Source organism: Pseudomonas sp. KCJK9111 (genome assembly GCF_046231935.1).
In the GTDB taxonomy this organism is placed as follows: Bacteria; Pseudomonadota; Gammaproteobacteria; order Pseudomonadales; family Pseudomonadaceae; genus Aquipseudomonas; species Aquipseudomonas parafulva_B.
On record NZ_JBJJMO010000001.1, the window covers coordinates 38,494 to 61,106 of the forward strand.

A 22,613-nucleotide genomic window follows, 5' to 3' on the forward strand; every position below is an offset into this window, starting at 1 on the left:
CGGATAGTTCAAAGGGTCGCCCAATATTCCTGACCGGTACGTCACCCCTCCAGGCCCTTGCCCGGTCATCAGTGACCGGTGCCCTGCCCGATCAACACCCCCTCGACCTTCTGGCCATAGAGGTTGACCCCGTCATTGGCATGGAACTTCAGGCGCGTTTTCTCGATGGAGCCCTCTACCAACCGTGGGTCCTGGGGCCGCTCGTGCCGGTTTATCCAGGCCGCCACATCCCAGGCTTGCTGGTCGCTGAGCGAGCCCGGTCGACCCAGTGGCATGTTGTACTTGATGAATGACGCCGCCGTATTGATCCGGTGCATGCCCGCCCCCCAGTTGTAGGCGTCCCTGCCCCAGAGCGGCGGCATCACATACTCGCCCGCCACCTTCTGCCCTTCGCCCTGCTTGCCGTGGCAGATCGCACATTGTTCGAGATACACCTTCTGCCCACGCGTGAAGTCATAGCCACCCGCTGGCGGCGCCACTTCCGGATAACCTCGCCCGGCCAACTCGACCCCGGTCGGCGCCTTGGTAGAGAGCCAGTAGGAATAAACCGACAGCGCAGTCATCTGCGGACTATCAGCCGCCGGCGGTTTGCCATTCATGCTGAATTGAAAACAACCTTGGATTCGCTCGGCATAGGTGTTGACCTTGTCGTTTTTCTTGCGGTAAGCCGGGTACATCGGATAGGCGCCCCACAGGGGGGCCGAGTGCGCCATGCGCCCTTGATCTAGGTGGCAGTTACTGCAGTTCATGCCGTTGCCAACCGCTTCAGGCATCAGTCGCCGGGTATCGACGAACAGGGCGTGCCCCTCGCGCACCATCTTGCCGAACGCATTGTCCGGCAACTCGCCCTCGGCCGGCGGCACGAAGCGCGGCTGCGCCTTTGCATCCGGCACCTTGAGCTGGGACTGGTCCTCCATGGTCACGGGGTTGGCGTGAGCGCTGCCTGCGGCCAGCAGCAGGGCTGTAAGCAAAGGCTTCATGGCTTGGCCTCCAGGTTGGCGGGACGGGCGAAAAACTCGGCAACGGCCGTGATCTCGTCAGGGGTCATGGCCTTGGCCACGCCGACCATCAGCTGGTTGGGATCGTTACTGCGCGTTCCATCCCGCCAGGCGTTGAGTTGTGCCACCAGGTAAGCTGCAGGCTGGCCTGACAACGGAGGGAAGTGCTCGCCCACCCCGCCACCGCCAGGGCCGTGGCACTGGATACATCCGGGGATGTGCCGGTCCCAGTCGCCATAAAGCGCAAGCCGCAGCGTTGGATCATCGGCAATTTGCTGACGGCGCAGGTCACCGGTTGCCGGTGCCGGCAAGCTGGCCAGGTAGGCGCTCACAGCCGTGATCTCGTCCTCGGACAACGCCTTTGCCAAGGGCGCCATCACTGCCTGCTGTCGAGTACCCCTGCGCCAGTCATGCAATTGCTTGCTCAAATAGGCGGCCGGCAGGCCAGCGAGCCTGGGGAAGCCTGCTGCGCCGATGCCGTTGCCATCGGCACCGTGGCACCCGATGCAGGCCAGGGCAGCGGGGTCTGCGCCCCCTTGAGTAAAGACTTTCTGGCCATCTGCAGCGTGGGCCGATGCCCAGGCCAGGGACATCAGGCCACCGATCACCATGACGCTGAACGGTCTCATCACGAACCTCCTTTTCTATTGTTATATGCTTAGGCCCAAAACATATAAGCAAAAGGAGGAGGGTCACTTGCGCTGGATCAATCCCCGGAAATACAAGCCGTCGCGGCTTTGCGCACATCACCCGGACGCAATGGGAAGTTGCTCAGACGCTCATGCAACTTGATGCTGCTGCCATTGTTGCCACGCTGGCTGATATCCAGAAGCGCGCCTGGTCCCTCGCCTGGCGAGAACTTCTGCGGCACGATCAGACGCAATCCATCGCCGCGTTTCTCTTCCGTCAACGGGCCACGCGAGTCGGCCAGGCGCGCCTTCACGCAGTCGGCATATTCACGTGGCGTCTTGCCTGACATCACATCCATCGTCTCATGGGACTGTTCAAGGTCAGACACACTGGCGCACCCGGCCAGGGTCAGCATCCACGCCGCCAACATCCACTTCATCTGCTGCACCTCTGTCATCACGAACCCCGTTCGACCGTGATCTGGCTCTTTTGCTCCCTGGACTGGCAGATTTATCTGCGCCCGATCAGCCGCCCGGCGCGCTCACCGCGCATCGTGGTATCGTGCGCGTTTGCAAAACCAGACTTTGCGGAGCCACACATGAAATTCGTACACCAGCGCGAGCACCTCAACGAGGACGACATCGTCGTCATCGAGTGTTCCCAGCGCTGCAACATCCGTCTGATGAACGACGCCAACTTTCGCAGCTTCAAGAATGGCGGTCGTCACACCTATCACGGCGGCCACTTCGACAAGTTCCCCGCCAAGATCACCGTGCCCAGCACCGGTTTCTGGAACATCACCATCGATACCGTGACGACCCGTCCGATCTCGGTCACGCGCAAGCCCAGCCTCACGCACAAGATCAAGATCATCCGCCGTTCCTCGTCGCAACTCAGGTAAGGCCAGCCATGACCCAGACCATCAAGTACGTCATCAAATACAAGCTCGAAGGCCAGCGCCGCTGGGACTTCGCCCTCATGTCAGACGACTCTCCGGAACAGGCCCTGCAAGCCCTGCGCAAGATCCATGGTGAAGACGTCGACAAGGTCAGCGACATCCAGGTCAGCAAGGCACTCTAATCGCCCAGCCCCCATTCACTGCGCTGAAGGAGCGTTGCATGAGTCAGTGGCCCGATCGCCGTATTCTCGATTTGCTGGGTATCGAAAGGCCCATCCTTCAAGCGCCGATGGCTGGGGCATCGGGCACGGCGATGGCCATTGCGGTAAGCCAGGCCGGTGGTCTTGGCGCCCTGCCTTGCGCCATGCTCACCCACCAGCAGGTACGCGAGCACATCGCAGCCTTTCGAGCCGCCAGCCCTGGCCGCGCCCTGAACCTGAACTTCTTCTGCCACCAGATACCGGCTTGCGATGCCGACGCCCTGACCGCGTGGAAGCAGACGCTTGAACCCTACTATCGAGCGCTGGGGGCTGATTTCGAAGCACCTGCACCGGTGTCCAACCGCGCCCCCTTCGACGAACAGAGCTGTCAGCTGGTTGAGGAACTGCGCCCTGAAGTGGTGAGTTTCCACTTCGGCCTGCCTCAAGCTGACCTGCTACGCAGGGTCAAAGCCAGCGGCGCCCGGGTACTGTCCAGTGCCACCACTGTCGAAGAGGCGCGCTGGCTACAGGACCGTGGCTGCGATGCGATCATCGCCATGGGCTATGAGGCTGGGGGACATCGCGGCATGTTCCTCAGTGAAGACATCACCACCCAAATCGGTACGCTTGCCCTGGTGCCGCAAGTGGCCGATGCCGTCGATGTACCGGTGATCGCGGCCGGTGGTATTGCCGATCATCGTGGTTTGCTGGCCGCATTGGCACTGGGCGCGTCTGCGGTGCAGATCGGAACTGCGTACCTGTTCTGCCCCGAGGCCAACGTGTCGTCGTTTCACCGGCAGGCGCTGCACAGTGCGCCGGCCAGCGACACAGCCCTGACCAACCTGTTCACTGGCCGCCCGGCCCGCGGCATCAATAATCGCCTGATGCGCGATCTGGGCCCCATGAGCGCGCAGGCACCGCGGTTTCCACTGGCAGGTGGCGCGTTGATGCCGTTGCGAGCGATCACTGAGGCTCGAGGCGACAGTGGCTTCAGCAACCTTTGGGCAGGCCAGGCACTGCGCCTTGGCCGGCACATGTCCGCTGCAGACCTGACCCGTGACATTGCAGACAAAGCACTGGCTCGACTAAGCCGCTAGCTGGACCGCTCGAAACTTGCTCCAACCTCTATTCAACAAAAACAGCTGCAGGCAACTGGCGAAGCGCTATATAGTCAGGCATATAACGAAAACCAGGAGCTGTCCCAATGCGTTCTCCCCTGCCCCATCTAGCCGCCCTCGCCAGCCTGATCACGCTGAACACTGCCTGGGCCGACGAGGTCCAGGTGGCTGTCGCCGCCAACTTCACCGCGCCAATCCAGGCCATCGCCAAGGATTTCGAGAAGGACACCGGCCATACGTTGATCGCAGCCTACGGCGCTACCGGGCAGTTCTATGCCCAGATCAAGAACGGTGCCCCCTTCGAAGTGTTCCTGGCAGCAGACGACAGCACCCCGGCCAAGCTCGAGCAAGAGAACGCCATCGTGCCGGGCTCACGCTTTACCTACGCCGTCGGGACACTGGCCCTGTGGTCGGCCCAGCCTGGGTATGTGGATGACAAGGGCGCGGTCTTGCAAGGCAATGCCTACAAGCACCTCTCACTCGCCAATCCAAAGACCGCGCCGTATGGCCTGGCGGCCACGCAAGTGCTGGAAAAGCTCAAGTTGACCGAGGCGACGCGCGCCAAATGGGTCGAGGGTCAAAATATCACCCAAGCCTTCCAGTTCGTATCTACCGGTAATGCAGAGCTGGGCTTCGTGGCGCTGTCGCAGATCTTCAAGGATGGCAAGGTACAGAGTGGTTCGGCCTGGATCGTCCCGGCTTCCTTGCACGACCCCATCCGCCAGGACGCAGTGATCCTGGAAAAAGGCAAGGACAACCCGGCTGCCAAGGCCCTGGTGGACTACCTCAAGGGCCCCAAGGCAGCTGCGGTGATCAAAGCCTACGGCTATGAAATCTGATGCCGCTCGATGCCAGTGACCTTGGCGCCATCTGGCTTACCCTGAAGCTGGCCAGCCTGACCACCCTGATCCTGTTGATCGTGGGCACACCCATCGGCTGGTGGCTGGCACGCACTCGGTCATGGCTTCGCGGCCCGATAGGTGCCATCGTTGCCCTGCCTCTGGTGCTGCCGCCTACGGTGATCGGGTTCTACCTGCTGATCGCACTAGGCCCGCATGGCTGGCTTGGCCAAGCGATTGCAGCACTGGGCCTGGACAGTGTGGTGTTCAGCTTCTCGGGCCTTGTGATCGGCTCGGTCATCTACTCGATGCCCTTTGTGGTCCAGCCGCTGCAAAACGCTTTTGCCGCCATCGGTAAACGCCCCATGGAAGTGGCGGCCACGCTGCGCGCCGGGCCCTGGGACAGTTTCGTGCATGTGGCGCTACCACTGGCCCGTCCTGGCTTCATCACTGCCAGCATCCTGGGTTTTGCCCACACCGTAGGCGAGTTTGGTGTCGTGCTGATGATCGGTGGCAACATTCCCGACAAGACCCGCGTGGTGTCCGTGCAGATTTTCGACCACGTCGAGGCGATGGCCTACACCCAGGCTCACTGGCTCGCAGGCGCCATGCTGGTGTTCTCTTTCCTGGTGCTGCTGTTGCTGTACGCAGGCAAACGCGGCAATACGGGCTGGAACTGACATGACGCACTCGATCGTGGCACGCCTGAAACTGGCACGCGACGCTTTCACGCTGGACGTCGACCTGCAACTGCCAGGGCGCGGTATCAGCGCCTTGTTTGGGCACTCCGGGTCTGGCAAAACCAGTTGCCTGCGCTGCCTGGCCGGTTTGGAGCGCCCTGGTCAGGCGTATGTGCAAGTCAATGGCGAGGTCTGGGAGGACACCGCTCGCGGCGTCTTTCTACCGCCCCACCGGCGCCCGGTGGGCTACGTCTTCCAGGAACCCAGCCTGTTTGCACACCTGAGCGTACGTAGCAACCTGGAGTTCGGCTGGCGCCGTGTCCCGTCGAGCCAGCGCAAGGTAAGCCTGGAACATGCCAGCGAGCTGCTGGGTATCAGTCACCTGCTGGCGCGCCGACCTTCGACGTTATCGGGAGGCGAGGCGCAACGCGTCGGGATTGCCCGTGCGCTGCTCAGCAGCCCCCGACTGCTGCTGATGGATGAGCCCCTGGCCGCTCTTGACGGGCCCCGCAAGCGCGAAATCCTGCCTTACCTCGAGCGCTTGCACGAGGAGCTGGACGTACCCGTGGTCTATGTCAGCCACGCCCAGGACGAAGTGGCACGCCTGGCGGACCATGTGGTGTTGCTCGAGCACGGACGTGTGGTGGTAAGCGGTCCGGTTGCGCCTACTTTGGCCCGTCTGGACTTGTCGCTGGCCCAGGGCGATGATGCCGGTGTGGTGCTCGAAGGCCAGGTGACAGGGCACGACTCGCACTACGATCTGCTTGAGCTGCGCCTGCCTGGCAACGAAGGGCTCGTATTACGTTTCGCACACCCCATGCGCGCCCTGGGCAGCGCCTTGCGGGTCAAGGTCCATGCGCGCGACGTAAGCCTGGCGCTCACCGCTGACGGCACCTCAAGCATCCTTAACCGAGTGCACGTTCAGGTACGCGACACCCACGCTGCCGACAACCCAGCCCATCTGTTGGTCAGCCTGGATGCCGACGGTAGCATCCTGCTCGCCCGCATTACCCGTTTCTCGGCGGACCAGCTTGGGGTGCACCCAGGCCAGCGCCTGTATGCACAGATCAAATCGGTTGCATTGCTCAGCTAACGTGCGGAAATGGAGCAACGGCCAAGCGGCTGTTGTCCATTGATCAGTGACTTGATCGAGGCCTGCCGCCCATGCTCGACTGCCCGCTTCCCGAAACGCTGCATTACGTCGACGACAGCCAGCCCGGTTTGACTCGCCGCCGCTGGCGCGACCGCTTCATCTACCTGGACGCCAACGGTGAACGGGTACGCGACCCTGAAACACTGGCACGTATCGCTGCACTGGTAATCCCACCGGCCTACACCGATGTCTGGATATGCGCAGACCCGCAAGGGCACCTGCAGGCCACTGGCCGCGATGCCCGTGGCCGCAAACAGTACCGCTATCATGCCCAGTGGCGTGAAACCCGTGACCAGCACAAGTACGGCCGCATGCTCGCCTTCGCCCAGGCGTTGCCAAAGCTGCGCTCACAACTGGAAGCCCACTTGTCTCGACCGGGCCTTGACCGTGAAAAGGTCATGGCCCTGGTGGTCAGCCTGCTGGACCATACCCTCATCCGCATTGGCAACCAGCGCTATATGCGCGACAACAAGTCCTACGGGCTGACAACCCTGCGTAATCGACATGTAGAGGTCAAGGGCAGTACCATCCGCTTTCAGTTCCGCGGCAAGCGTGGTGTCGAACACGATGTAACGCTGCGCGACCGACGCCTGGCGGCCTTGCTCAAGCGTTGCATGGAACTGCCCGGCCAGGCACTGTTTCAGTATCTCGATGCCGATGGCCAGCGTCACAGCATTGGTTCGAGCGACATCAATCAGTTTCTGCAACAGCTGACTGGCGCCGACTTCACGGCCAAGGACTACCGTACCTGGGCCGGCAGCAGCCTTGCGCTGGACCTGCTCAGGCCCTTGGCCTGGGAGCCGGAAACCGAGGCCAAACGCCAGGTCGCTGCCATCGTCAAGCAAGTCGCCTCGCGCCTTGGCAACACCCCTGCGGTATGCCGACGCTGCTATATCCACCCAGCGGTACTGGAGCACTACACGCTCGGGCGCCTGGCCGCCTTGCCCAAGAGCCGAGTACGCAAGGGGCTGGACCCGGAAGAGGTCGCGTTGCTGGTCTTTCTCAAGGCATTGGAACAGCAGGCCGCACATTGAGCGCGTCTATCCAACCGATGATGCAAAGGTATTTCCCATTGAACGACGCCATCACTATCCTTCAACACAGAGCACCTTGTCCTACAAAGCCTTCATGGAACGCCTGGCTGTCCGCTTCCCCTTTGCGTGCCATAGATTTTGACATTCTGGGAATTACTAGGCCTCTGAAGCGTCTTTAATGAGAAGGAAAAGGGATAGGCTCCCACCGCCAGAGCACATGGCCTGCGGACTTTTTTATCACCAAGGAGAAGTACATGCTGATACTCACCCGTAAGGTTGGCGAGAGCATCGTCATCAACGACGACATCAAAGTCACCATTCTGGGCGTCAAAGGGATGCAGGTGAGGATAGGCATCGACGCACCCAAGGATGTTCAAGTGCACCGCGAGGAGATTTTCAAACGCATCCAGGCCGGCAGCCCGGCCCCTGAAAAGCAAGACGACTGACACTGGTCATTCAAGCGGGCAGCAGGGATGCGCCCAAAGCCTCAGCCGCCCAATAGGCCACGCACGGTCGCAATCATCTCGCCCATGTCGAATGGCTTGTCGAATATTGCTGCGAATAATGCCGGGCATCCCTCGTTGGCCTGTGCGCCGCTCATGAGGATGACCGGCAGCGTCTGTAACGCAGGGTCAGCCCGCATGGCACGCACCAGCTCCTGGCCGTTGAGTACGGGCATCATGTAGTCGGTGATAACCAACTGCACCTGCACCCGGTTGAGTATCTCCAGTGCTTTTCGGCCGTTACTCGCCTTTTCGATTGCATACCCTTCATCCTCCAGGGCAAACGCCAAGATGTCGGCTATCAGGTATTCGTCGTCGACGATCAGCACGGTCTTCATGTAACTGAAACCTACAGGCTCCCTTGCGGCACGGCTGTGCCAGAAAGGGCCCCACTGGTGCCTTCGAATGCTCTGCGCAGTGTGATTCCCGTTGAAGCGATCACAAGCTCATGCAAGGACGCGTCGTGAGCACTGTCGCGCACTTTGAGGATTGAGAGCATGCGGCGCAAGGTGCCGTCATGCTCCACGAATCGCATCAGCACCAGGTTGTCGACGATGCTGGACAAGTCGGGCGCCGGCGCGCTGATCTCCGCACCGAAGATATCGCGCATTTCCCAGGTCAGCATCACACTCACCTGGCGAGCGCGCAGCTCCCCGGTCAGCGCGCGAAAGAAGGCATTCAGGCGCCCGGGCTCCGTGGCCAGGCGGCTCAACGCGCCCAGGCTGTCGATCAGTACTCGCTTGGCGCCGGTTGCCTGTACCTGTTCGATCAAGCGCGCACCCAGCTGGTCCAACAGCACCTGCGTACTGGGCTCCCAGCACAGTGTCAGGCTCTGGGCCTGCTCCATGGCTGCAAAGTCGTACCCCAGTAAAGCCGCTTTGCTGTGCAGGCGATCGGGTGATTCATAGAAGCCGAAATGCAAACCGGGGGCCTGGGGTGTGCTGGCCGCCAGAAATGCCATGCCCAGCGACGTCTTGCCAATGCCCGAGGGGCCCATCAGCAGCGTGACCGATGCGGCGGACAGACCGCCATCGAGCATGTCGTCGAGCGTCGACACACCGCTGCTGATTCGTGATGCGGCTGCATTGCAGGGCGCAACGGGCTTGGCGAACAAGGACTCCAGACGCGGAAACACCGTCACACCGGTATCGTCGATCAGGCACTCGTGGCGCCCGGACAAGGCGCCACTGCCACGGGTCTTGCGCAACTGAATCGTGCGAACGGCGCGGCTACCCACCATCTGCTCACCCAGTTCGATCACGCCGTCGACCATCGTGTGCTCAGGGCTGCCTTCCTCAAGCCGCGCACTGGTCAACAACAGTACGGTGCAGCCGGCAAAAGCCGCATGACCTTGTAGTGCCGAGACGAATTTTTTGGTATCGAGCGATGTTTCGGCATGTACGCGAGCATTGAGGACGCCATCGACGATCAGCAGGCTGGCCTTGTGTCGACTGATCTCCTGCCTGAGCAACCGGACCACGGCATCAAGGCCATCCTGTTCCAGGGTATCGAAGGCGCTAACGAACTGAATCTGGTCGCCGACCATCGAGGGGTCGAAGAAGTCCAGCGTGCCCAGGTACTGAAATAACCGCTCATGGGACTCGCTGAGCAAGGTTGCCACCAGCGCCCGCCCTCCCTTGCGCACATGCTCGCAGGCCAGCTGGTTGGCCAGAATCGTCTTGCCTGCGCCAGGTGGGCCCTGCACGATATACGACGCCCCTGCCACCAACCCACCTTTGAGCAGGGCATCGAGCCCGTCGATACCTGTCAGCAATCGCTTGAGTGTCTGAGTCATGCTGCGCCCCTTACGGCTCGACACCTGGCTGGCTTGAATGGACGGGCAAATAAAGCCGCATGCGGGTGCCGACCCCCAGCTCGCTGTGCACACTGATGGCACCGCCGCTTTGCCTGGCAAATCCGTACACCTGGCTCAGGCCCAGGCCGGTACCCTTGCCGAACGGCTTGGTGGTGAAGAAGGGTTCGAAAATACGTGGCAGCACATCCGCCGCCATGCCCTCGCCGCTGTCCTGCACCTCGAAACACACGAAGCGGCCATGCAGGCCGTCGACCTCGCCTGTCAGCAATACCGCTTCGACGGTCAGGACGATGTGGCCTTCCTCGGCAATGGCATCCCGGGCATTGAACAGCAAGTTGAGCAGCACCATTTGTAACTGACCAGCATCCACTTCGATGCTGGGTAGATCAGGCTGCACCCGCGCATCCAGTGTGACCGAACTGGGCAGTGCATGAACAAGCAGTCCATGGGTAGCGTCGATCAATTTGGCCGGCTCGATACAGGTCACCTCAAGCTTGCGGTGGCGGGCAAAGCTGAGCAGTTGACGGGTCAGGTCGGTGCCGCGTTGGCCAGCCTCGAGAATATTGTGCAGCATGCGCTGAGCGCGCTCTGGGTCGGATGCGGCAAGGGCCAAGCGCGCAGAGCTGAGAATGATGGTCAGCAGGTTGTTGAAATCATGTGCCAGCCCCCCGGTCAGCTGACCCAGCGCCTCGAGCTTCTGGGCCTCGAACAACTGCGCTCTGACGGCGTCCAGCTGCATCGCCGACTCGCGTCGATCGGTAATGTCCCGCGTGACCTTGGCAAGCCCGACGATCTGGCCTTGATCATCGCGCACCACATCGAGGGCCACCAGTGCCCAGAAGCGCGTGCCGTCTTTGCGCTGGCGCCACCCTTCATGCCGCGACACGCCGTGCTCAAGCGCTTGACGCAGCAATTGCTCCGGCTTGCCTTCGGCGCAGTCTTCAGGCGTGAAGAACAGAGAAAAATGACGGCCCACCACTTCATCGGCGCTATAGCCCTTGATTCTCTGGGCGCCAGCATTCCACGAGGCGATATGACCGGTGGTGTCCAGCATGTAGATGGCATAGTCCACCACGGACTGGACCAATTGCTCGTAACGATGAGCAGGCATTTCTGAATTGACCTGGCAATCAGTTGAAACCATGCGAGCTCCACCGGCACGGCAGGTAAACATAATCCAAACGACTACATCTCAGGCATTGATACACGCTGTTCACCGTCGTTGCGCAGTCGTCAGCCCGACCATCACATCCAGTGACTTGGCTAACATTGGGCCAAGCTCATGACACTGTCAATCGGCTGCTCGTGATGGGATGTGATGTGCGGAATACGGCAGCCAAGGTTGACTCTGCTATAACGGTGGGTTATAAAGCCGCCTTGATTGCACAGCCCTTCTGTCTGAAGCGAGCCGGCCACCCGTGGCCCTTTCAAACGTGCGAGTGTGGTGGAATTGGTATACACAGCAGACTTAAAATCTGTCGGCGTGAGCCTTGCGGGTTCGAGTCCCGCCACTCGCACCACATCCTGAAGAAGGCGCCCAGGGCGCCTTTTTTGCTGCCTGCCCTTTGCTGGTTTGCCATTACTCATCTTCGCAGTCGTCGAACCACGCAGGATGATTGCGCTCGTCCTCTTCGAGTTCCTCAAACGACGACTCCTCGATTTCGTCTTGCGCCCCGTGAGCATCCGGCTCGAACGGGTCTTGTTCGTCATGAAGAAACTCATGATCCAGCAAGTGATCATGCTCAGGTTCGTGCAGGTCGTCGTCGCGCATAATGGGCCTTAGTTCAAGTGGCACGCTTGTATAGGCTCAACTGCCTCTGAGGTCAACGCCGCAGTGATTTAATTCCAGGTTAATTCCACGCGTCCAATGTAGCGGCTCTCCCTTCAAAACGTTCTTGGCCCGCTGGTTCCTGGCGGGCGTTTTTTTGTCGGTCGCTCTGCAGGGCCTGTCACTGCCGTCTCGCACATTTTCTTGGCGCACGACGCATCCATCACCTTCCGTTCACGAAATGATGACATTCACCTTGGCAATCTGAACCTGCTCCGTATGTTCTTGCAGCCCGCCGCATTCTTGCCGCGGGCTTTTCTTTTTGTCCCCGCCCTCCACGCCCCTGCCTTTCTATGACCTGCGGCAGTTTCTCACTTGCACGCTGGCGCTATTGTGCGTGGGCTATTTTCAAGTCAACCGGATAGACACGGAGGTTCGCATGAAAGCTGCTGTCGTAGCCCCAGGCGGTCGCGTTGAGGTGGTCGAAAAATGTATTCGCCCACTCGAATACGGCGAGGCGCTGTTGAAAATGCAGTGTTGCGGCGTTTGCCACACTGACTTGCACGTCAAGAACGGCGACTTCGGCGACAAGACGGGTGTTGTGCTGGGCCATGAAGGCATTGGCGTGGTACAGGAGGTCGGTCCTGGCGTAACGTCCCTCAAACCAGGCGACCGCGCCAGCGTGGCCTGGTTTTATGAGGGCTGCGGTCACTGCGAGTATTGCACCAGCGGCAATGAGACACTGTGCCGACAGGTCAAGAACGCCGGTTACACCGTAGACGGTGGCATGGCCGAAGCCTGCATCGTCAAGGCCGACTACTCGGTAAAGGTACCGGAGGGGCTAGGGTCTGCCGAGGCCAGCAGCATTACCTGCGCAGGCGTGACGACTTACAAGGCAGTAAAGACATCCAATATTCGTCCCGGCCAATGGATCGCGATCTACGGGCTTGGCGGGCTGGGCAACCTGGCACTGCAGTACGCCAAGAATGTCTTCAATGCCAAGGTCATTGCGGTCGATGTCAACGAAGAACAACTGCGCTTTGCGACTGAACTGGGTGCCGATCTTGCCATCAACCCTTCCAGCCAGGATGCCGCGAAGGTCATCCAGGCCCAGACCGGTGGCGCCCATGCCGCTGTGGTTACCGCCGTGGCCAAGGGCGCTTTCGATTCGGCCGTTGACGCGCTGCGTGCCGGTGGGCGACTGGTTGCCGTAGGCCTACCATCGGAAGCGATGAACCTGAACATCCCACGCCTGGTACTTGATGGCATTGAGGTCATCGGTTCGCTGGTGGGTACGCGCCAGGACCTGCAAGAGGCCTTCCAATTTGCTGCCGAAGGCAAGGTGGTGCCAAAAGTCAGCCTGCGTCCCATCGAGGACATCAACCAGATTTTCGAAGAGATGCTCGATGGGCGCATCAAGGGCCGAATGGTGATTCAGTTCGAGGGTTGAACCAGGGGCACTTCACTCGAGCTCTGCGCAATAGGCAGCGGCCCTGCCCGTCAGGGTCGCAGGCCACTGCGGTGGCGGTTGTAGACTGATGAGCACCACGCTCAACGGCCATGACTTCGAACCGCACAGGCTGATGTGGTCGCTTTACGGCTGCGCCCCTCATATACCCACACTTGAGATACTGGCAGCTGTGCCATGACCTCGGCATCCTGCGCTTCGGTATGCGGCTTCTTACCTGTGTCCTTGGCCTTTACACACGCCTGCACACGCTCACGCTCGTCCGATGCCGCCTCGAGCATCTTGTTCAAAGATTCGACCATGCTGGAATAGTCCATTGCCTGACTCCTTTGCGGAAGGTGTTCACCTGATGAGCCTGATCATAGCGAGCCAACCTTTCAGAAACTGGCAACGCAAAACGCAATAAATCGTGGGTCTCTTACTTGATGACCCCTACTGCCGCGCGAGGTTCAGCCAAAGCGATCAACAGGTACCTTGAGACTAGCAGTCCTTGCTGTGTTTATCTGTCCCGACATCACATCAGCCCTGATCTACTCTGGCCTTGAACAGCTATCGGGTCTGTTACGTTCGTCGGAGAAGGTCACCAAGGCCCACATATTGCGCTCTACTTAGACAGGCATCCCCGTCTCCGGCCCAGCATCCACGGAACGTGGACGTCTCTGATTCAACAGGAGCCATTGTCATGACAGAAGAAGAAGCGCGCGATGTTGTAGAACGAATCCAACATGAACTCAGCCACCAGGCGCGGGTTGCCACGCGCATTGAAATACATGATTTGGGCCTGTGGGCGCGTCTGGAGAAGGCGCACTTCACAACAAGCACTCACGGCAACCTGTTGTTCGAAAAACCGGTCGTAATCGTACCCAAGTGTGATGCGTCCTACACCATCCTCTACACCTGTTGAGCCCACTCATTCAACCGTTCAATACAGGAGTCTCGGATGAGTATCCGTAGTCTTACGAGGAACCTGCCTGCCGATCCTTACAATCCAGGGTGGGTACTGGGGTGGGGCGTATTGAGAGACCGTCATCCGTGGCACTTTGTCGACGTTTACGCTGATCAGCGTACGGCCTATATCGAAGCCCAGCGCCGAGGGACGGGGTATGTGGTGGAATATGGCGCTCATCGTCTGGGCTCGAACGAATTCGTTTGTGGTGTCAGCCTTCCTGAAGGCTGACACGTGCGCCTGGCTTCATGAGCAGTCTTGATCCTGTGCTGAAATCAATTCAGTAGGGACACGGGTGCGCTCACTCTAAGATGGTCCCAACTTTACAGGGACAGACTCGACGAGTGGACCTCAATACTCATGACGCCTCAGGACATTACCTACTCGCTCAAACGCACGCGCTTTGACGAACATTATTGCCCGTGCCATAACACGCGGCTGACCACAAACTTCGCCAACCTGGCCAGGGGTTCACGCCGCGAACAGAACCTTCGCCAAACACTGGACATGATCAATAATCGCTTCAACGCGCTGGCGCACTGGGATAACCCTGCCGGTGACCGCTACACCGTGGAACTGGATATCGTATCGGTGCACATGCATTTTACAGCCGGGGTCACGAATACGCCGCTGCCCTTGATCGAAATACTGTCCACTACGGTGATCGATCATCATGCAGGCAAGCGTTTACCGGGTGTAGTCGGCAACAACTTTTCGTCCTACGTGCGCGATTACGATTTCAGTATCGTGCTGCCCGCCCATAACGCTCGTCGCCCGAACTTCAGTGCCCCTGCCGATTTTGGAGCGCTCCACGGCAAACTTTTCAAAGGGTTTGTGGGCTCAACCGTTTACCAGCAAACCTTCATCAAGCCGCCGGTCATTTGCCTGAGCGTGTCAAGTAGCAGAACCTATGAGCGCACGGGGCATTATCACCCCGTGTTGGGGTACGAATACCGGCAAGACGAATATTCTTTGACCGATGCGTATTTCCAGAAAATGGGCTTGCGTGTTCGTTATTTCATGCCTGCCGGCAACAGGGCGCCGCTGGCCTTGTACTTTTCCGGCGACGTGCTCAATGACTACACCCCCTTGGAGCTGATCAGCAGCCTGAGCACGATGGAGACTTTTCAGAAAATCTATCGCCCCGAGATTTATAACGCCAATGCAACGGCTGGCGCCACCTATCAGCCCAGCTTGCAACACGAAGACTACTCCTTGACGCGCATTGTTTACGACCGTGAAGAGCGCAGCCGTTTGGCCATTGAACAAGGAAAGTTTGCTGAAGCCCACTTCATCAAGCCTTATCACACGCTGCTCGAACAATGGTCTGCACACTTCGCAGACTGATCGCCTCTTCGCACAAGGTCGAATTTTCATGAACAAATTGCTTCCCACCTCTACCGCTGGCAGCCTGCCCAAGCCGACCTGGCTCGCTCAGCCCGAAACCCTCTGGTCGCCTTGGAAACTGCACGGCGATGCCCTGCTAGAAGGCAAGCAGGACGCACTGTGCCTGGCGCTGCAGGCGCAGTCGAGCGCTGGGATAGACATCGTCAGTGACGGCGAACAGACACGCCAACATTTCGTGACCACCTTCATCGAACACTTGAGCGGCGTGGACTTCGAGAATCGGCAGACTGTACGCATCCGTGATCGCTACGACGCCAGCGTTCCGACAGTGGTGGGTACGGTCGCCAGGCGCAAGTCAGTGTTCGTCGACGATGCCAGGTTCCTGCGTGGGCAGACTCGACAGCCCATCAAGTGGGCGCTCCCCGGGCCCATGACCATGATCGACACGCTGTACGACAGCCACTACAAGAGTCGCGAGAAGCTCGCGTGGGAGTTTGCCGTATTGCTCAACCAGGAAGCCAGAGAGTTGGAAGCTGCGGGTGTCGACATCATTCAGTTCGACGAGCCCGCCTTCAACGTGTTCTTCGATGAAGTGAACGACTGGGGCATTGCCACGCTCGAGCGGGCATTGGAAGGCCTCAAGTGCGAGACAGCCGTGCATATCTGCTACGGCTACGGGATCAAGGCCAACACTGACTGGAAGAAAACGTTGGGTGCCGAGTGGCGCCAGTATGAAAAAGCATTTCCCAAACTCCAGAAATCCAGCATCGACATCGTGTCGTTGGAATGCCAGAACTCGCGCGTGCCCATGGACCTTATCGAGTTGATCCGCGGCAAGAAAGTCATGGTCGGCGCAATCGATGTGGCCACGCACGCTGTCGAAACACCCGAGGCCGTTGCCGATACATTGCGCAAGGCGCTGGCATTCGTTGACGCCGACAAGCTCTACCCCTGCACCAATTGCGGCATGGCGCCCCTGCCCCGCTCGGTTGCCCAAGGCAAGTTGCGGGCTCTGAGTGCGGGTGCTGCAATCGTGCGGCAGGAATTGTCAGGTGCAGAGCAGCGATAAGCGCACGGCAGCTTGCATTGGACGTTTGGGTCGCTTAGGGTCCTGCGGCGTCAAACAGGAGGTCATGACATGCTACGCCCCTATGTTTTGCCGGATACCGATGCGGTGCTGCAGATCTGGCTCGATGCGTCAGTCCAAGCTCACCACTTCGTGCCTCGCGCCTTCTGGGAGGGCCAGCTCGAAGCGATGCGGACCGTCTACCTGCCCGCCTCACCCTTTGTCATGGCTAAATCGATCAGCACATCTTGATGCATTGCCTGAGGCACAGCCTGGCGAGCCGCTTTCACACGGCCCGCCAAGCCCTCTCATGCCGGCATTGCCACCTTGCTGAACCGCTCCGCCAGAAACGGCGTGATGTCCAATGGCAACGCCTCCTCGTGGATCACCTTGTCCAGCATTACCCCCGTGATCGCCGAGGTCAGCACCCCGGTGCGGAAATGCCCGCAGGCGTTGAAGTAACCCTGCATGTCATCCACGGGCCCGAGGATGGGTAGCTCATCGGGCGAGCCTGGCCGCAGGCCGGCCCAGGTACGCTTGAGGTTGACCTGTTCGAGTGCCGGCACGCAGCGTATGGCGCCCTGGACCAGGCTGCTTATCTCCGGGAAGGTCGTGGTGACATCGAAGCCTTTCTCCTCGGTGGTGCTCCCGATGAGAATCTCCCCATTGTCCTTCTGCGCCATGTAGCAGTCACTGGTGGTGATGCAGCCATCAAGCAGCTTGGGTAGGCGCTCGGTCAATACGATCTGCCCCTTGACGGGTTTGACGGGGATGGACGTGCCCGTGGCCCACTCACTCAATTCGGCGGCCCAGGCGCCAGCCGCATTGATCAGTGTGTCGCAGTGGAAGTCACCGGCCTGTTCGGTACGAACTCCTTTGATACGTCCGCCCTGGTGCATCACGTTGGTGACACGTGTGTTGAGATACAGATCGACGCCGTTCTGCCGCGCGCCTTCCATGTACGCGTCGCCCAGGCGAAACGGGCTGAGCTGGTGGTCGCAGAGAAACTCCAGCGCACCGTGCGCGCTTTCGGTGATCGATGGCTCCGCCTTGCGAAGTGCCTGACGGTCAAGCCAACGGATCTGCGACTGCAGGTGAGGGATATGCTTGACGATGTGCTCGGCGTAAAGCTGATCTTCATCGTCCTGGATCACGTACTTGAGCCCAGTGCGCTCGAACTTGAAGTCCATCCCATGGCGCTCGATCAACTCCTGGTGCAGTTGCGGGTAAAGCGCGTTGGACTCAAGCGCCAGATCGAAGAAGCATTGCGGCAGGATATGCGGTGTGCTCGAGTCCACGGCCACCGCCACGCCATGGGCCTGGCGCTTGGCCTGGGAAGACAGCATGCGAAAGAAAATCACCCCACAGCCCAGGCCCACCGATTCGCCGATGGCCCACAGCCCACCTGCCGAGGCACGCGTGGCATTGCCGGGGCGCTTGTCGTCGATCAGGGCGATGCGCAGGTTGCCGCGCTTGGACAGCTGGTACGCGCAGGACGCGCCAATTACACCGGCACCGGCAATCACGATGTCATAGGTCTTGTTCATGTCAGGCCTCCGTGCCCACGTGCTTGAATGCCGAAAACGGTACCGGGTCTACTGGGAATCGAGGACGCAACCAACCTACGTCAGCGCGGCCAGTGGCGGTGCGCAGTCGATCGCTGCAATAGCCCACGCACATGCGCCCCTGGCAATCCCCCATGCTCACCCGCGTGCGCATCTTCAGCCCGGCCATGTCTTGAACCCCCTGCTCCAATGCCAGATCGATGGCGTCGCGCGTCACCTGCTCACAGCGGCAAATCACTGTGTCAGCCTGTGGCAACTCGACCTGCGCTGGCCCCCGCGCGGTATAGCGCTCGACGCCGGAGCGGAAACGCTTGATGCCTGCCAACTGGCCCAGGTAACGCTCGCGCCGTTCAATGGCCTGCGCGGCGTTCAGCACGCCACGCTGCTGCAGAATTGACACAGCCGCGATGCGCCCGGTCAGCATGGCCGCCTCCCCGCCGCGGATGCCGGCCATGTCGCCTGCCAGGTGAATATGTTCCAGGCTGCTTTGCTGCCATACGTTGCACTCGGCGCGCAGATAGCCATCGGTGCTGTAGCCATGGGCAAGGCCCAATTGCTGGCTGAGCTGCGTACGCGGAATGAAGCCGTAGCCTACCGCCAGCGTCTGCACCGACTCGCGGCGCACCTGGGTCATGTCCGCCCTCCAGGCATCGTCGTAGGGCGCCACGCTGACTTCGGCCAACTCACCTTCGCCCCGCGCCTGGACCACGCCCCAGCCGTAGTGCATGGGAATGCCGTGCAACTTCAGGTAGGCCAGCATGCTCAGGCCGTCGAGGAACAGCTGGGGCTTGTTCATTAGCGCCAGGCTCTGGCGCGCGATACGGTTGAACGCACAGGCCTCGTACACCCCCGCCACCTTGGCTCCGGCGGCGTGCAACTGGCAGGCAACCAACGGCAGTAGCGGGCCTGTGCCAGCGATCAGGGTCGTGCCCAGTGGCTTGACCACGTTACTTTTGATCTGCAATTGCAACCCGCCGAGCAGAATGACGCCCGGCAGGGTCCAGCCTGGAAACGGCACATTGCGTTCATGGCAACCGGCTGCCAGGATCAGCTGCTCGAAGGCCAGCGGCTGCAACTGCTCCTGCTCGTCGAGCACGACCAGGCTACGGTCATCACCGCCCACGACACGGCTATTGAGCCGCAGGTCGATAGACTGCGCACGGGCGGCGAAGTCGGTGTGCAGTTTATCCAGTGCCTTGCTGTAGCGAGCGCCCAGGTAGCCCAGGTCGACACCTGCGCGCAGCGGGCCACGATAGACCACCCCGCCGGGGCGCGATGCCTCGTCGATCAGCGTGCAGCGCATGCCGGCGTCTGCCAGCTCGATGGCGGCAGCCATTCCCGCCGAACCCCCTCCGACAATCACTGGATGCCCACTCATACCCGCGCCTCCCCGACAACCGCATTGACCCGGGTCTCGATGCGCATGCCAGCCCGCACCAGCGTCTGACAGGCGCGCCGCTTGGGGCGTCCATCGATAGCGACAAGACAGCAATGGCACACCCCCATGCCGCAGAAGGCGCCACTGACCTGGCCATGGTCGTTGAGGGCGAGCTGACGCACGCCCACGGCATTGAGCACACTCAGAACTGTTTCGCCAGGGGCGGCAGTCACGGCCTTGCCGTTGATGGAGAGGGGGATTTGTTCAGCCGGGAGTGGCTGTATATCGAGGGTTCGTTCCATGGAATGTCGTCTGCCTTCCGTGATTGAAAGGCAGACAGACTACGGGAGGCGTCAGGCCGAAAAATTGACTTGGGACTAGGTTTTACAGCTTTTTTCAGGCCCTTCTCGAGCGCTGTAAGCAACCCCGCCCGGCGCTGAAGAACGTCTGTAAGCGAAGTCACCTTCTGCCAGTGGAATCAATGCTTCGGAGCCCCTGACACTTCTAACATGCCGTCAGAGAAATCGCTCCACATCCATGCCGAACACTTGCCGATACCCCCTGCAAAACGCCTCCCATTCGGCCGTTGCCCAGTCAGACCTGCGCTTGACCTGTCGTAAGTCGTGACGGCTAGCTTTCATTGCAGTCAGCCGCTGCCTGGCCTTTTCGAAATCCAGCAACGCGATCTTGATGCCAGACTCGTCGAAGGCGACGAACACATGCTTCAAATACAGGCAACCATGCTGCCAACGCCCCAGATTCAGCGTGGCCAGCGCGCGCCCATACGCCTCGAGAATGTCGTGGTGTAGCTTGGGCTCGATGGTCTTGTCCAGGCCTTGGAGGTAAAAGTCTTCAAGCGATACATAACCATCCAGCCCTGCCGTGACCATTACCGCTCGCCACTCACCGTCCTGCTTGTGGACGTCACTGTGCAGCAGTAACGGCGTAGCGACGCCCAGCGCTGCAGCGGCGCGCAGCGCCTTGGCCTCGCGGGCCACCGTCGGATAGCCGAACGGGTGGACCAGGCTGCGGTAGATATGGCCGACCTGCTGCTTCTTGTAGAACGTGAAGCCGTCGAGCTCGACCTTCAATACACCGCTCTCGCCGCCCCTGCGGATATTTGGCGGCTCTACCCACACCCCAGGAGCACTCAGAATGGCCTGCACTGGTGGATGAGAAGCCTCAAGGCCAGACGCGCTAACGTGTTTCATTAAAACCTGCTGAATATTGAGCCACACTGCGGCAAGGGGCGAAATATATCAGTCAAATCTGAAAGAAAGCGATTATTGCGACACGGCGTTGATCGTTTTTTACAGGCATGAACGGACAAAACTGCGGGCGCAATCGCCATTGTCAGACAATCCGGCAGCCGTAAGCTTCAGTTGCGCCAGTTCGCCGAAGTCGAGCCACCTCCCGCTCAACCCCTGATAGTCCATAGCTGATCGATTCGGGTGGTGTAGGACTGGCTCATCATCTCCCGTTTCATGCCCCAGTCCGGTGCGGCTGGCACGCTAGCCACACGGACCGTCCCCCTGCCCCAACGCTCATTGATACTGTCCATTACTTCCATGAGACGATCGCAGGCTGCCGATTGCCTGGGGGCGAACAAGTCATCCGAAAAATCACCCGGCTGACGCAGGTCCATCAGTAGCACCTCCGCCTTGCTGTAACGAAGCCCCGGCCGGAAGATCCGCTCCACGGCATCGGTAGCCAATCGGGTCAGCAGCAGCGTGTCACAGGTCGGATAGGGAAGCTCCACCCAGGCGCCTTGGGCATGGTGCACTTCGTTCGGGTTGAACATGCCCGTGCGGATGCTCACCCGCATGCGCTTGCACACCGACCCCTGGGCCCTGAGCTTCTCGGCAGCACGGCCGACATAGGTGGCCACCGCCTGCTTGATCGGCGCCAGCTCGCTCAGGCGCATGCCGAACATTCGGCTGCTGCAGATTTCCTGCTTGGGCGGTTCGACATCGTCCAGTTCCAGGCAAGGAGTGCCCGCCAGCTCCCTGGCCGTTTTTTCCACCACCACGTTGAAGCGTTGTCGCAACGTCCAGGCATCGGCGCGGGCCAAATCCATTGCCGTACGAATGCCCATGGCCTCCAGGTGCGCGGTCATCTTGCGCCCGATGCCCCACACCTCCTTGACCGCGGTATTGCGCAGCACCCAGTCCCGTTTGACCGGGTCGGTGATGTCCACCACGCCGCCAGTGTGGCTCTGCAGCCGCTTGGCAGTGTGATTGGCCAGCTTGGCCAGGGTCTTGGTGCGTGCGATACCCACACCGACAGGAATGCCGGTGCACTGGGCGATGCGCAAGCGCAGCCGGTGCCCGAACAGCGTCAGGTCCTGGGCCACGCCAGTGAGGTCAGCAAAACATTCGTCGATGCTGTAGACCTCGGTAGCCGGCACCATCGATTCGATCAGCGTCATCACCCGCTCGCTCATGTCGCCATACAACGCGTAATTGCTACTGAATGCCACGACACCGTGCCGGCGGAGTTTTTCCCGCGCCTGAAAATAAGGCTCGCCCATTTTCACGAATGGCTTGGCGTCATAGGACCGGGCAATGACGCAGCCGTCGTTGTTGCTCAGCACCACGATCGGCGTCTTCGCCAGATCGGGCCGAAATACGCGCTCACAACTGGCGTAGAACGCGTTGCAGTCGATCAGCGCGAATATCGGCTCACTGTGCATGATCGCGGACGCTATAGCGCACCACGCCCCAAATGAGCAGATCATCACCCTCCATGACATAGCGCGGCGGGTAGGCTCGGTTCTCGGATTTCAAGATCACCACACCGTCACGTCGGTGCAGGCGTTTGCACACTGGCTCACAGTTGATGGCCGCAATCACGATATCCCCGTGCTCGGCCTCGCGCCCCCGGTCCACTACCACGATATCGCCCGAATAGATGCCAGCGCCTTGCATGCTGTCACCCTCCACTTTCACCAGATACACATGCGGTGCGCGGATGTCGAATAGCTCATCAAGGGATATGTGGCCTTCAAGATGATCCGCGGCAGGCGATGGAAAACCGGCCGGAACGTAGTACGAATAAATCGGGAGTGGTTCAGAGCTGCCACAGGGCGCGCCCAGGAAGGTGATGGTCATGAGAGAAAGTCCAATGCAAACTGTATGCATATACAGTTAAACTGGCATCGGCGAATGGGTCAATCCTGAACGTGTGAATTTCTGACGGACGAGAGG

28 protein-coding genes and 1 tRNA gene are annotated in these 22,613 nt (G+C 60.2%); 15 read left to right on the plus strand and 14 right to left on the minus strand.

The features are described from left to right. Positions 1-68: 68 nt before the first annotated feature. From ACK59L_RS00235 to ACK59L_RS00245, 3 genes are all read right to left on the minus strand, one after another. Complete coding sequence (locus ACK59L_RS00235; protein ID WP_409271106.1) at positions 69-980, minus strand: c-type cytochrome; 912 nt, start codon at positions 978-980, stop codon at positions 69-71. Next, entirely contained in the window at positions 977-1,627 is a 651-nt protein-coding gene (locus ACK59L_RS00240) for a c-type cytochrome (protein ID WP_409271108.1), read from the minus strand. The genes ACK59L_RS00235 and ACK59L_RS00240 overlap by 4 nt, the downstream gene beginning before the upstream one ends. A gap of 77 nt (positions 1,628-1,704) precedes the next feature. Then, positions 1,705-2,067 carry a hypothetical protein gene (locus tag ACK59L_RS00245; protein WP_027916109.1) on the minus strand — a complete coding sequence of 121 codons (363 nt, stop codon included), beginning with the start codon at positions 2,065-2,067 and terminating at the stop codon, positions 1,705-1,707. Positions 2,068-2,226: 159 nt separating this feature from the next. On the opposite strand from ACK59L_RS00245, the gene ACK59L_RS00250 reads away from it, so the two are divergent. From ACK59L_RS00250 to csrA, 8 genes are all read left to right on the plus strand, one after another. Next, entirely contained in the window at positions 2,227-2,529 is a 303-nt protein-coding gene (locus ACK59L_RS00250) for a DUF1883 domain-containing protein (protein WP_027916110.1), read from the plus strand. A gap of 8 nt (positions 2,530-2,537) precedes the next feature. Continuing rightward, positions 2,538-2,708, plus strand: a complete 171-nt coding sequence (locus ACK59L_RS00255; RefSeq protein WP_167339645.1) for a hypothetical protein — start codon at positions 2,538-2,540, stop codon at positions 2,706-2,708. 38 nt (positions 2,709-2,746) lie between these two features. Further along, positions 2,747-3,823: an NAD(P)H-dependent flavin oxidoreductase gene (locus tag ACK59L_RS00260; protein WP_409271111.1), complete on the plus strand. Its 1,077-nt coding sequence runs from the start codon at positions 2,747-2,749 to the stop codon at positions 3,821-3,823. 107 nt (positions 3,824-3,930) lie between these two features. Then, positions 3,931-4,683, plus strand: a complete 753-nt coding sequence (gene modA, locus ACK59L_RS00265) for a molybdate ABC transporter substrate-binding protein (RefSeq protein WP_409271113.1) — start codon at positions 3,931-3,933, stop codon at positions 4,681-4,683. After that, complete coding sequence (modB, locus tag ACK59L_RS00270; protein WP_058637805.1) at positions 4,683-5,363, plus strand: molybdate ABC transporter permease subunit; 681 nt, start codon at positions 4,683-4,685, stop codon at positions 5,361-5,363. Before modA ends, modB begins: the two co-directional genes overlap by 1 nt. A 1-nt stretch (position 5,364) precedes the next feature. Beyond that, positions 5,365-6,456, plus strand: a complete 1,092-nt coding sequence (gene modC / locus ACK59L_RS00275) for a molybdenum ABC transporter ATP-binding protein (protein ID WP_409271115.1) — start codon at positions 5,365-5,367, stop codon at positions 6,454-6,456. Between the two features lie 71 nt (positions 6,457-6,527). After that, positions 6,528-7,550 carry a DNA topoisomerase IB gene (locus tag ACK59L_RS00280; protein WP_058637807.1) on the plus strand — a complete coding sequence of 341 codons (1,023 nt, stop codon included), beginning with the start codon at positions 6,528-6,530 and terminating at the stop codon, positions 7,548-7,550. Between the two features lie 254 nt (positions 7,551-7,804). Next, positions 7,805-7,996 carry a carbon storage regulator CsrA gene (gene csrA / locus ACK59L_RS00285; RefSeq protein ID WP_058637808.1) on the plus strand — a complete coding sequence of 64 codons (192 nt, stop codon included), beginning with the start codon at positions 7,805-7,807 and terminating at the stop codon, positions 7,994-7,996. 41 nt (positions 7,997-8,037) lie between these two features. On the opposite strand, the gene ACK59L_RS00290 is transcribed toward csrA, so the two are convergent. Genes ACK59L_RS00290 through ACK59L_RS00300 form a run of 3 tightly spaced genes read right to left on the minus strand, consistent with a single transcriptional unit; the run spans position 8,038 to position 11,013 of the window. Further along, complete coding sequence (locus ACK59L_RS00290; RefSeq protein WP_409271118.1) at positions 8,038-8,391, minus strand: response regulator; 354 nt, start codon at positions 8,389-8,391, stop codon at positions 8,038-8,040. An 11-nt stretch (positions 8,392-8,402) separates the two neighbouring features. After that, entirely contained in the window at positions 8,403-9,848 is a 1,446-nt protein-coding gene (locus ACK59L_RS00295) for an ATPase domain-containing protein (protein ID WP_409271120.1), read from the minus strand. A 10-nt stretch (positions 9,849-9,858) separates the two neighbouring features. Continuing rightward, positions 9,859-11,013, minus strand: coding sequence for a two-component system sensor histidine kinase NtrB (locus ACK59L_RS00300; RefSeq protein WP_409271122.1), 1,155 nt, complete (start codon positions 11,011-11,013; stop codon positions 9,859-9,861). 291 nt (positions 11,014-11,304) lie between these two features. On the opposite strand from ACK59L_RS00300, the gene ACK59L_RS00305 reads away from it, so the two are divergent. After that, a tRNA-Leu gene (locus ACK59L_RS00305) sits at positions 11,305-11,389 on the plus strand. Positions 11,390-11,448: 59 nt separating this feature from the next. On the opposite strand, the gene ACK59L_RS00310 is transcribed toward ACK59L_RS00305, so the two are convergent. After that, positions 11,449-11,640 carry a hypothetical protein gene (locus ACK59L_RS00310; RefSeq protein ID WP_409271124.1) on the minus strand — a complete coding sequence of 64 codons (192 nt, stop codon included), beginning with the start codon at positions 11,638-11,640 and terminating at the stop codon, positions 11,449-11,451. 436 nt (positions 11,641-12,076) lie between these two features. On the opposite strand from ACK59L_RS00310, the gene adhP reads away from it, so the two are divergent. Continuing rightward, positions 12,077-13,087 (plus strand): alcohol dehydrogenase AdhP, encoded by a 1,011-nt coding sequence (adhP, locus tag ACK59L_RS00315; protein WP_409271126.1) that lies wholly within the window; start codon positions 12,077-12,079, stop codon positions 13,085-13,087. A gap of 101 nt (positions 13,088-13,188) precedes the next feature. On the opposite strand, the gene ACK59L_RS00320 is transcribed toward adhP, so the two are convergent. Beyond that, entirely contained in the window at positions 13,189-13,422 is a 234-nt protein-coding gene (locus ACK59L_RS00320) for a hypothetical protein (protein WP_409271128.1), read from the minus strand. A 365-nt stretch (positions 13,423-13,787) separates the two neighbouring features. Between ACK59L_RS00320 and ACK59L_RS00325 the strand changes: the two genes are divergently transcribed. From ACK59L_RS00325 to ACK59L_RS00345, 5 genes are all read left to right on the plus strand, one after another. After that, complete coding sequence (locus ACK59L_RS00325) at positions 13,788-14,009, plus strand: hypothetical protein (protein WP_144964533.1); 222 nt, start codon at positions 13,788-13,790, stop codon at positions 14,007-14,009. A 36-nt stretch (positions 14,010-14,045) separates the two neighbouring features. Then, entirely contained in the window at positions 14,046-14,282 is a 237-nt protein-coding gene (locus ACK59L_RS00330; RefSeq protein ID WP_144964532.1) for a hypothetical protein, read from the plus strand. Positions 14,283-14,411: 129 nt separating this feature from the next. Continuing rightward, entirely contained in the window at positions 14,412-15,398 is a 987-nt protein-coding gene (locus ACK59L_RS00335) for a DUF1852 domain-containing protein (RefSeq protein ID WP_409271131.1), read from the plus strand. Positions 15,399-15,426: 28 nt separating this feature from the next. Next, positions 15,427-16,467 (plus strand): methionine synthase, encoded by a 1,041-nt coding sequence (locus ACK59L_RS00340; protein ID WP_409271133.1) that lies wholly within the window; start codon positions 15,427-15,429, stop codon positions 16,465-16,467. Positions 16,468-16,536: 69 nt separating this feature from the next. Next, positions 16,537-16,716 (plus strand): hypothetical protein, encoded by a 180-nt coding sequence (locus ACK59L_RS00345; RefSeq protein ID WP_409271135.1) that lies wholly within the window; start codon positions 16,537-16,539, stop codon positions 16,714-16,716. A gap of 56 nt (positions 16,717-16,772) precedes the next feature. Here ACK59L_RS00345 and hcnC read toward each other — a convergent pair whose 3' ends face one another. The 6 genes from hcnC to ACK59L_RS00375 form a co-directional block, all read right to left on the minus strand. After that, the gene (hcnC, locus tag ACK59L_RS00350) at positions 16,773-18,011 is read right to left on the minus strand and encodes a cyanide-forming glycine dehydrogenase subunit HcnC (RefSeq protein WP_409271137.1); all 1,239 of its coding nucleotides are present in this window, start codon (positions 18,009-18,011) and stop codon (positions 16,773-16,775) included. A 1-nt stretch (position 18,012) separates the two neighbouring features. Further along, positions 18,013-19,407 (minus strand): cyanide-forming glycine dehydrogenase subunit HcnB, encoded by a 1,395-nt coding sequence (hcnB, locus tag ACK59L_RS00355; RefSeq protein ID WP_409271138.1) that lies wholly within the window; start codon positions 19,405-19,407, stop codon positions 18,013-18,015. Next, complete coding sequence (locus tag ACK59L_RS00360) at positions 19,404-19,709, minus strand: (2Fe-2S)-binding protein (protein ID WP_409271140.1); 306 nt, start codon at positions 19,707-19,709, stop codon at positions 19,404-19,406. Before ACK59L_RS00360 ends, hcnB begins: the two co-directional genes overlap by 4 nt. 213 nt (positions 19,710-19,922) lie before the next feature. Next, the gene (locus tag ACK59L_RS00365) at positions 19,923-20,618 is read right to left on the minus strand and encodes a lipopolysaccharide kinase InaA family protein (RefSeq protein WP_196135738.1); all 696 of its coding nucleotides are present in this window, start codon (positions 20,616-20,618) and stop codon (positions 19,923-19,925) included. Positions 20,619-20,824: 206 nt separating this feature from the next. Then, positions 20,825-22,099, minus strand: coding sequence for a translesion error-prone DNA polymerase V subunit UmuC (gene umuC, locus ACK59L_RS00370; protein WP_409271142.1), 1,275 nt, complete (start codon positions 22,097-22,099; stop codon positions 20,825-20,827). Continuing rightward, on the minus strand, positions 22,089-22,517 hold the full coding sequence (locus ACK59L_RS00375) for a LexA family transcriptional regulator (protein ID WP_058603391.1): 429 nt from the start codon (positions 22,515-22,517) through the stop codon (positions 22,089-22,091). The genes umuC and ACK59L_RS00375 overlap by 11 nt, the downstream gene beginning before the upstream one ends. Positions 22,518-22,613: the final 96 nt, after the last annotated feature.

Bases quoted from the DNA above. Each gene is read 5' to 3' on its own strand.
- ACK59L_RS00235 (WP_409271106.1), bottom strand. From the start codon at position 980: ATGAAGCCTTTGCTTACAGCCCTGCTGCTGGCCGCAGGCAGCGCTCAC.
- ACK59L_RS00240 (WP_409271108.1), bottom strand. From the start codon at position 1,627: ATGAGACCGTTCAGCGTCATGGTGATCGGTGGCCTGATGTCCCTGGCC.
- ACK59L_RS00245 (WP_027916109.1), bottom strand. From the start codon at position 2,067: ATGAAGTGGATGTTGGCGGCGTGGATGCTGACCCTGGCCGGGTGCGCC.
- ACK59L_RS00250 (WP_027916110.1), top strand. From the start codon at position 2,227: ATGAAATTCGTACACCAGCGCGAGCACCTCAACGAGGACGACATCGTC.
- ACK59L_RS00255 (WP_167339645.1), top strand. From the start codon at position 2,538: ATGACCCAGACCATCAAGTACGTCATCAAATACAAGCTCGAAGGCCAG.
- ACK59L_RS00260 (WP_409271111.1), top strand. From the start codon at position 2,747: ATGAGTCAGTGGCCCGATCGCCGTATTCTCGATTTGCTGGGTATCGAA.
- modA (WP_409271113.1), top strand. From the start codon at position 3,931: ATGCGTTCTCCCCTGCCCCATCTAGCCGCCCTCGCCAGCCTGATCACG.
- modB (WP_058637805.1), top strand. From the start codon at position 4,683: ATGCCGCTCGATGCCAGTGACCTTGGCGCCATCTGGCTTACCCTGAAG.
- modC (WP_409271115.1), top strand. From the start codon at position 5,365: ATGACGCACTCGATCGTGGCACGCCTGAAACTGGCACGCGACGCTTTC.
- ACK59L_RS00280 (WP_058637807.1), top strand. From the start codon at position 6,528: ATGCTCGACTGCCCGCTTCCCGAAACGCTGCATTACGTCGACGACAGC.
- csrA (WP_058637808.1), top strand. From the start codon at position 7,805: ATGCTGATACTCACCCGTAAGGTTGGCGAGAGCATCGTCATCAACGAC.
- ACK59L_RS00290 (WP_409271118.1), bottom strand. From the start codon at position 8,391: ATGAAGACCGTGCTGATCGTCGACGACGAATACCTGATAGCCGACATC.
- ACK59L_RS00295 (WP_409271120.1), bottom strand. From the start codon at position 9,848: ATGACTCAGACACTCAAGCGATTGCTGACAGGTATCGACGGGCTCGAT.
- ACK59L_RS00300 (WP_409271122.1), bottom strand. From the start codon at position 11,013: ATGGTTTCAACTGATTGCCAGGTCAATTCAGAAATGCCTGCTCATCGT.
- ACK59L_RS00310 (WP_409271124.1), bottom strand. From the start codon at position 11,640: ATGCGCGACGACGACCTGCACGAACCTGAGCATGATCACTTGCTGGAT.
- adhP (WP_409271126.1), top strand. From the start codon at position 12,077: ATGAAAGCTGCTGTCGTAGCCCCAGGCGGTCGCGTTGAGGTGGTCGAA.
- ACK59L_RS00320 (WP_409271128.1), bottom strand. From the start codon at position 13,422: ATGGACTATTCCAGCATGGTCGAATCTTTGAACAAGATGCTCGAGGCG.
- ACK59L_RS00325 (WP_144964533.1), top strand. From the start codon at position 13,788: ATGACAGAAGAAGAAGCGCGCGATGTTGTAGAACGAATCCAACATGAA.
- ACK59L_RS00330 (WP_144964532.1), top strand. From the start codon at position 14,046: ATGAGTATCCGTAGTCTTACGAGGAACCTGCCTGCCGATCCTTACAAT.
- ACK59L_RS00335 (WP_409271131.1), top strand. From the start codon at position 14,412: ATGACGCCTCAGGACATTACCTACTCGCTCAAACGCACGCGCTTTGAC.
- ACK59L_RS00340 (WP_409271133.1), top strand. From the start codon at position 15,427: ATGAACAAATTGCTTCCCACCTCTACCGCTGGCAGCCTGCCCAAGCCG.
- ACK59L_RS00345 (WP_409271135.1), top strand. From the start codon at position 16,537: ATGCTACGCCCCTATGTTTTGCCGGATACCGATGCGGTGCTGCAGATC.
- hcnC (WP_409271137.1), bottom strand. From the start codon at position 18,011: ATGAACAAGACCTATGACATCGTGATTGCCGGTGCCGGTGTAATTGGC.
- hcnB (WP_409271138.1), bottom strand. From the start codon at position 19,407: ATGAGTGGGCATCCAGTGATTGTCGGAGGGGGTTCGGCGGGAATGGCT.
- ACK59L_RS00360 (WP_409271140.1), bottom strand. From the start codon at position 19,709: ATGGAACGAACCCTCGATATACAGCCACTCCCGGCTGAACAAATCCCC.
- ACK59L_RS00365 (WP_196135738.1), bottom strand. From the start codon at position 20,618: ATGAAACACGTTAGCGCGTCTGGCCTTGAGGCTTCTCATCCACCAGTG.
- umuC (WP_409271142.1), bottom strand. From the start codon at position 22,099: ATGCACAGTGAGCCGATATTCGCGCTGATCGACTGCAACGCGTTCTAC.
- ACK59L_RS00375 (WP_058603391.1), bottom strand. From the start codon at position 22,517: ATGACCATCACCTTCCTGGGCGCGCCCTGTGGCAGCTCTGAACCACTC.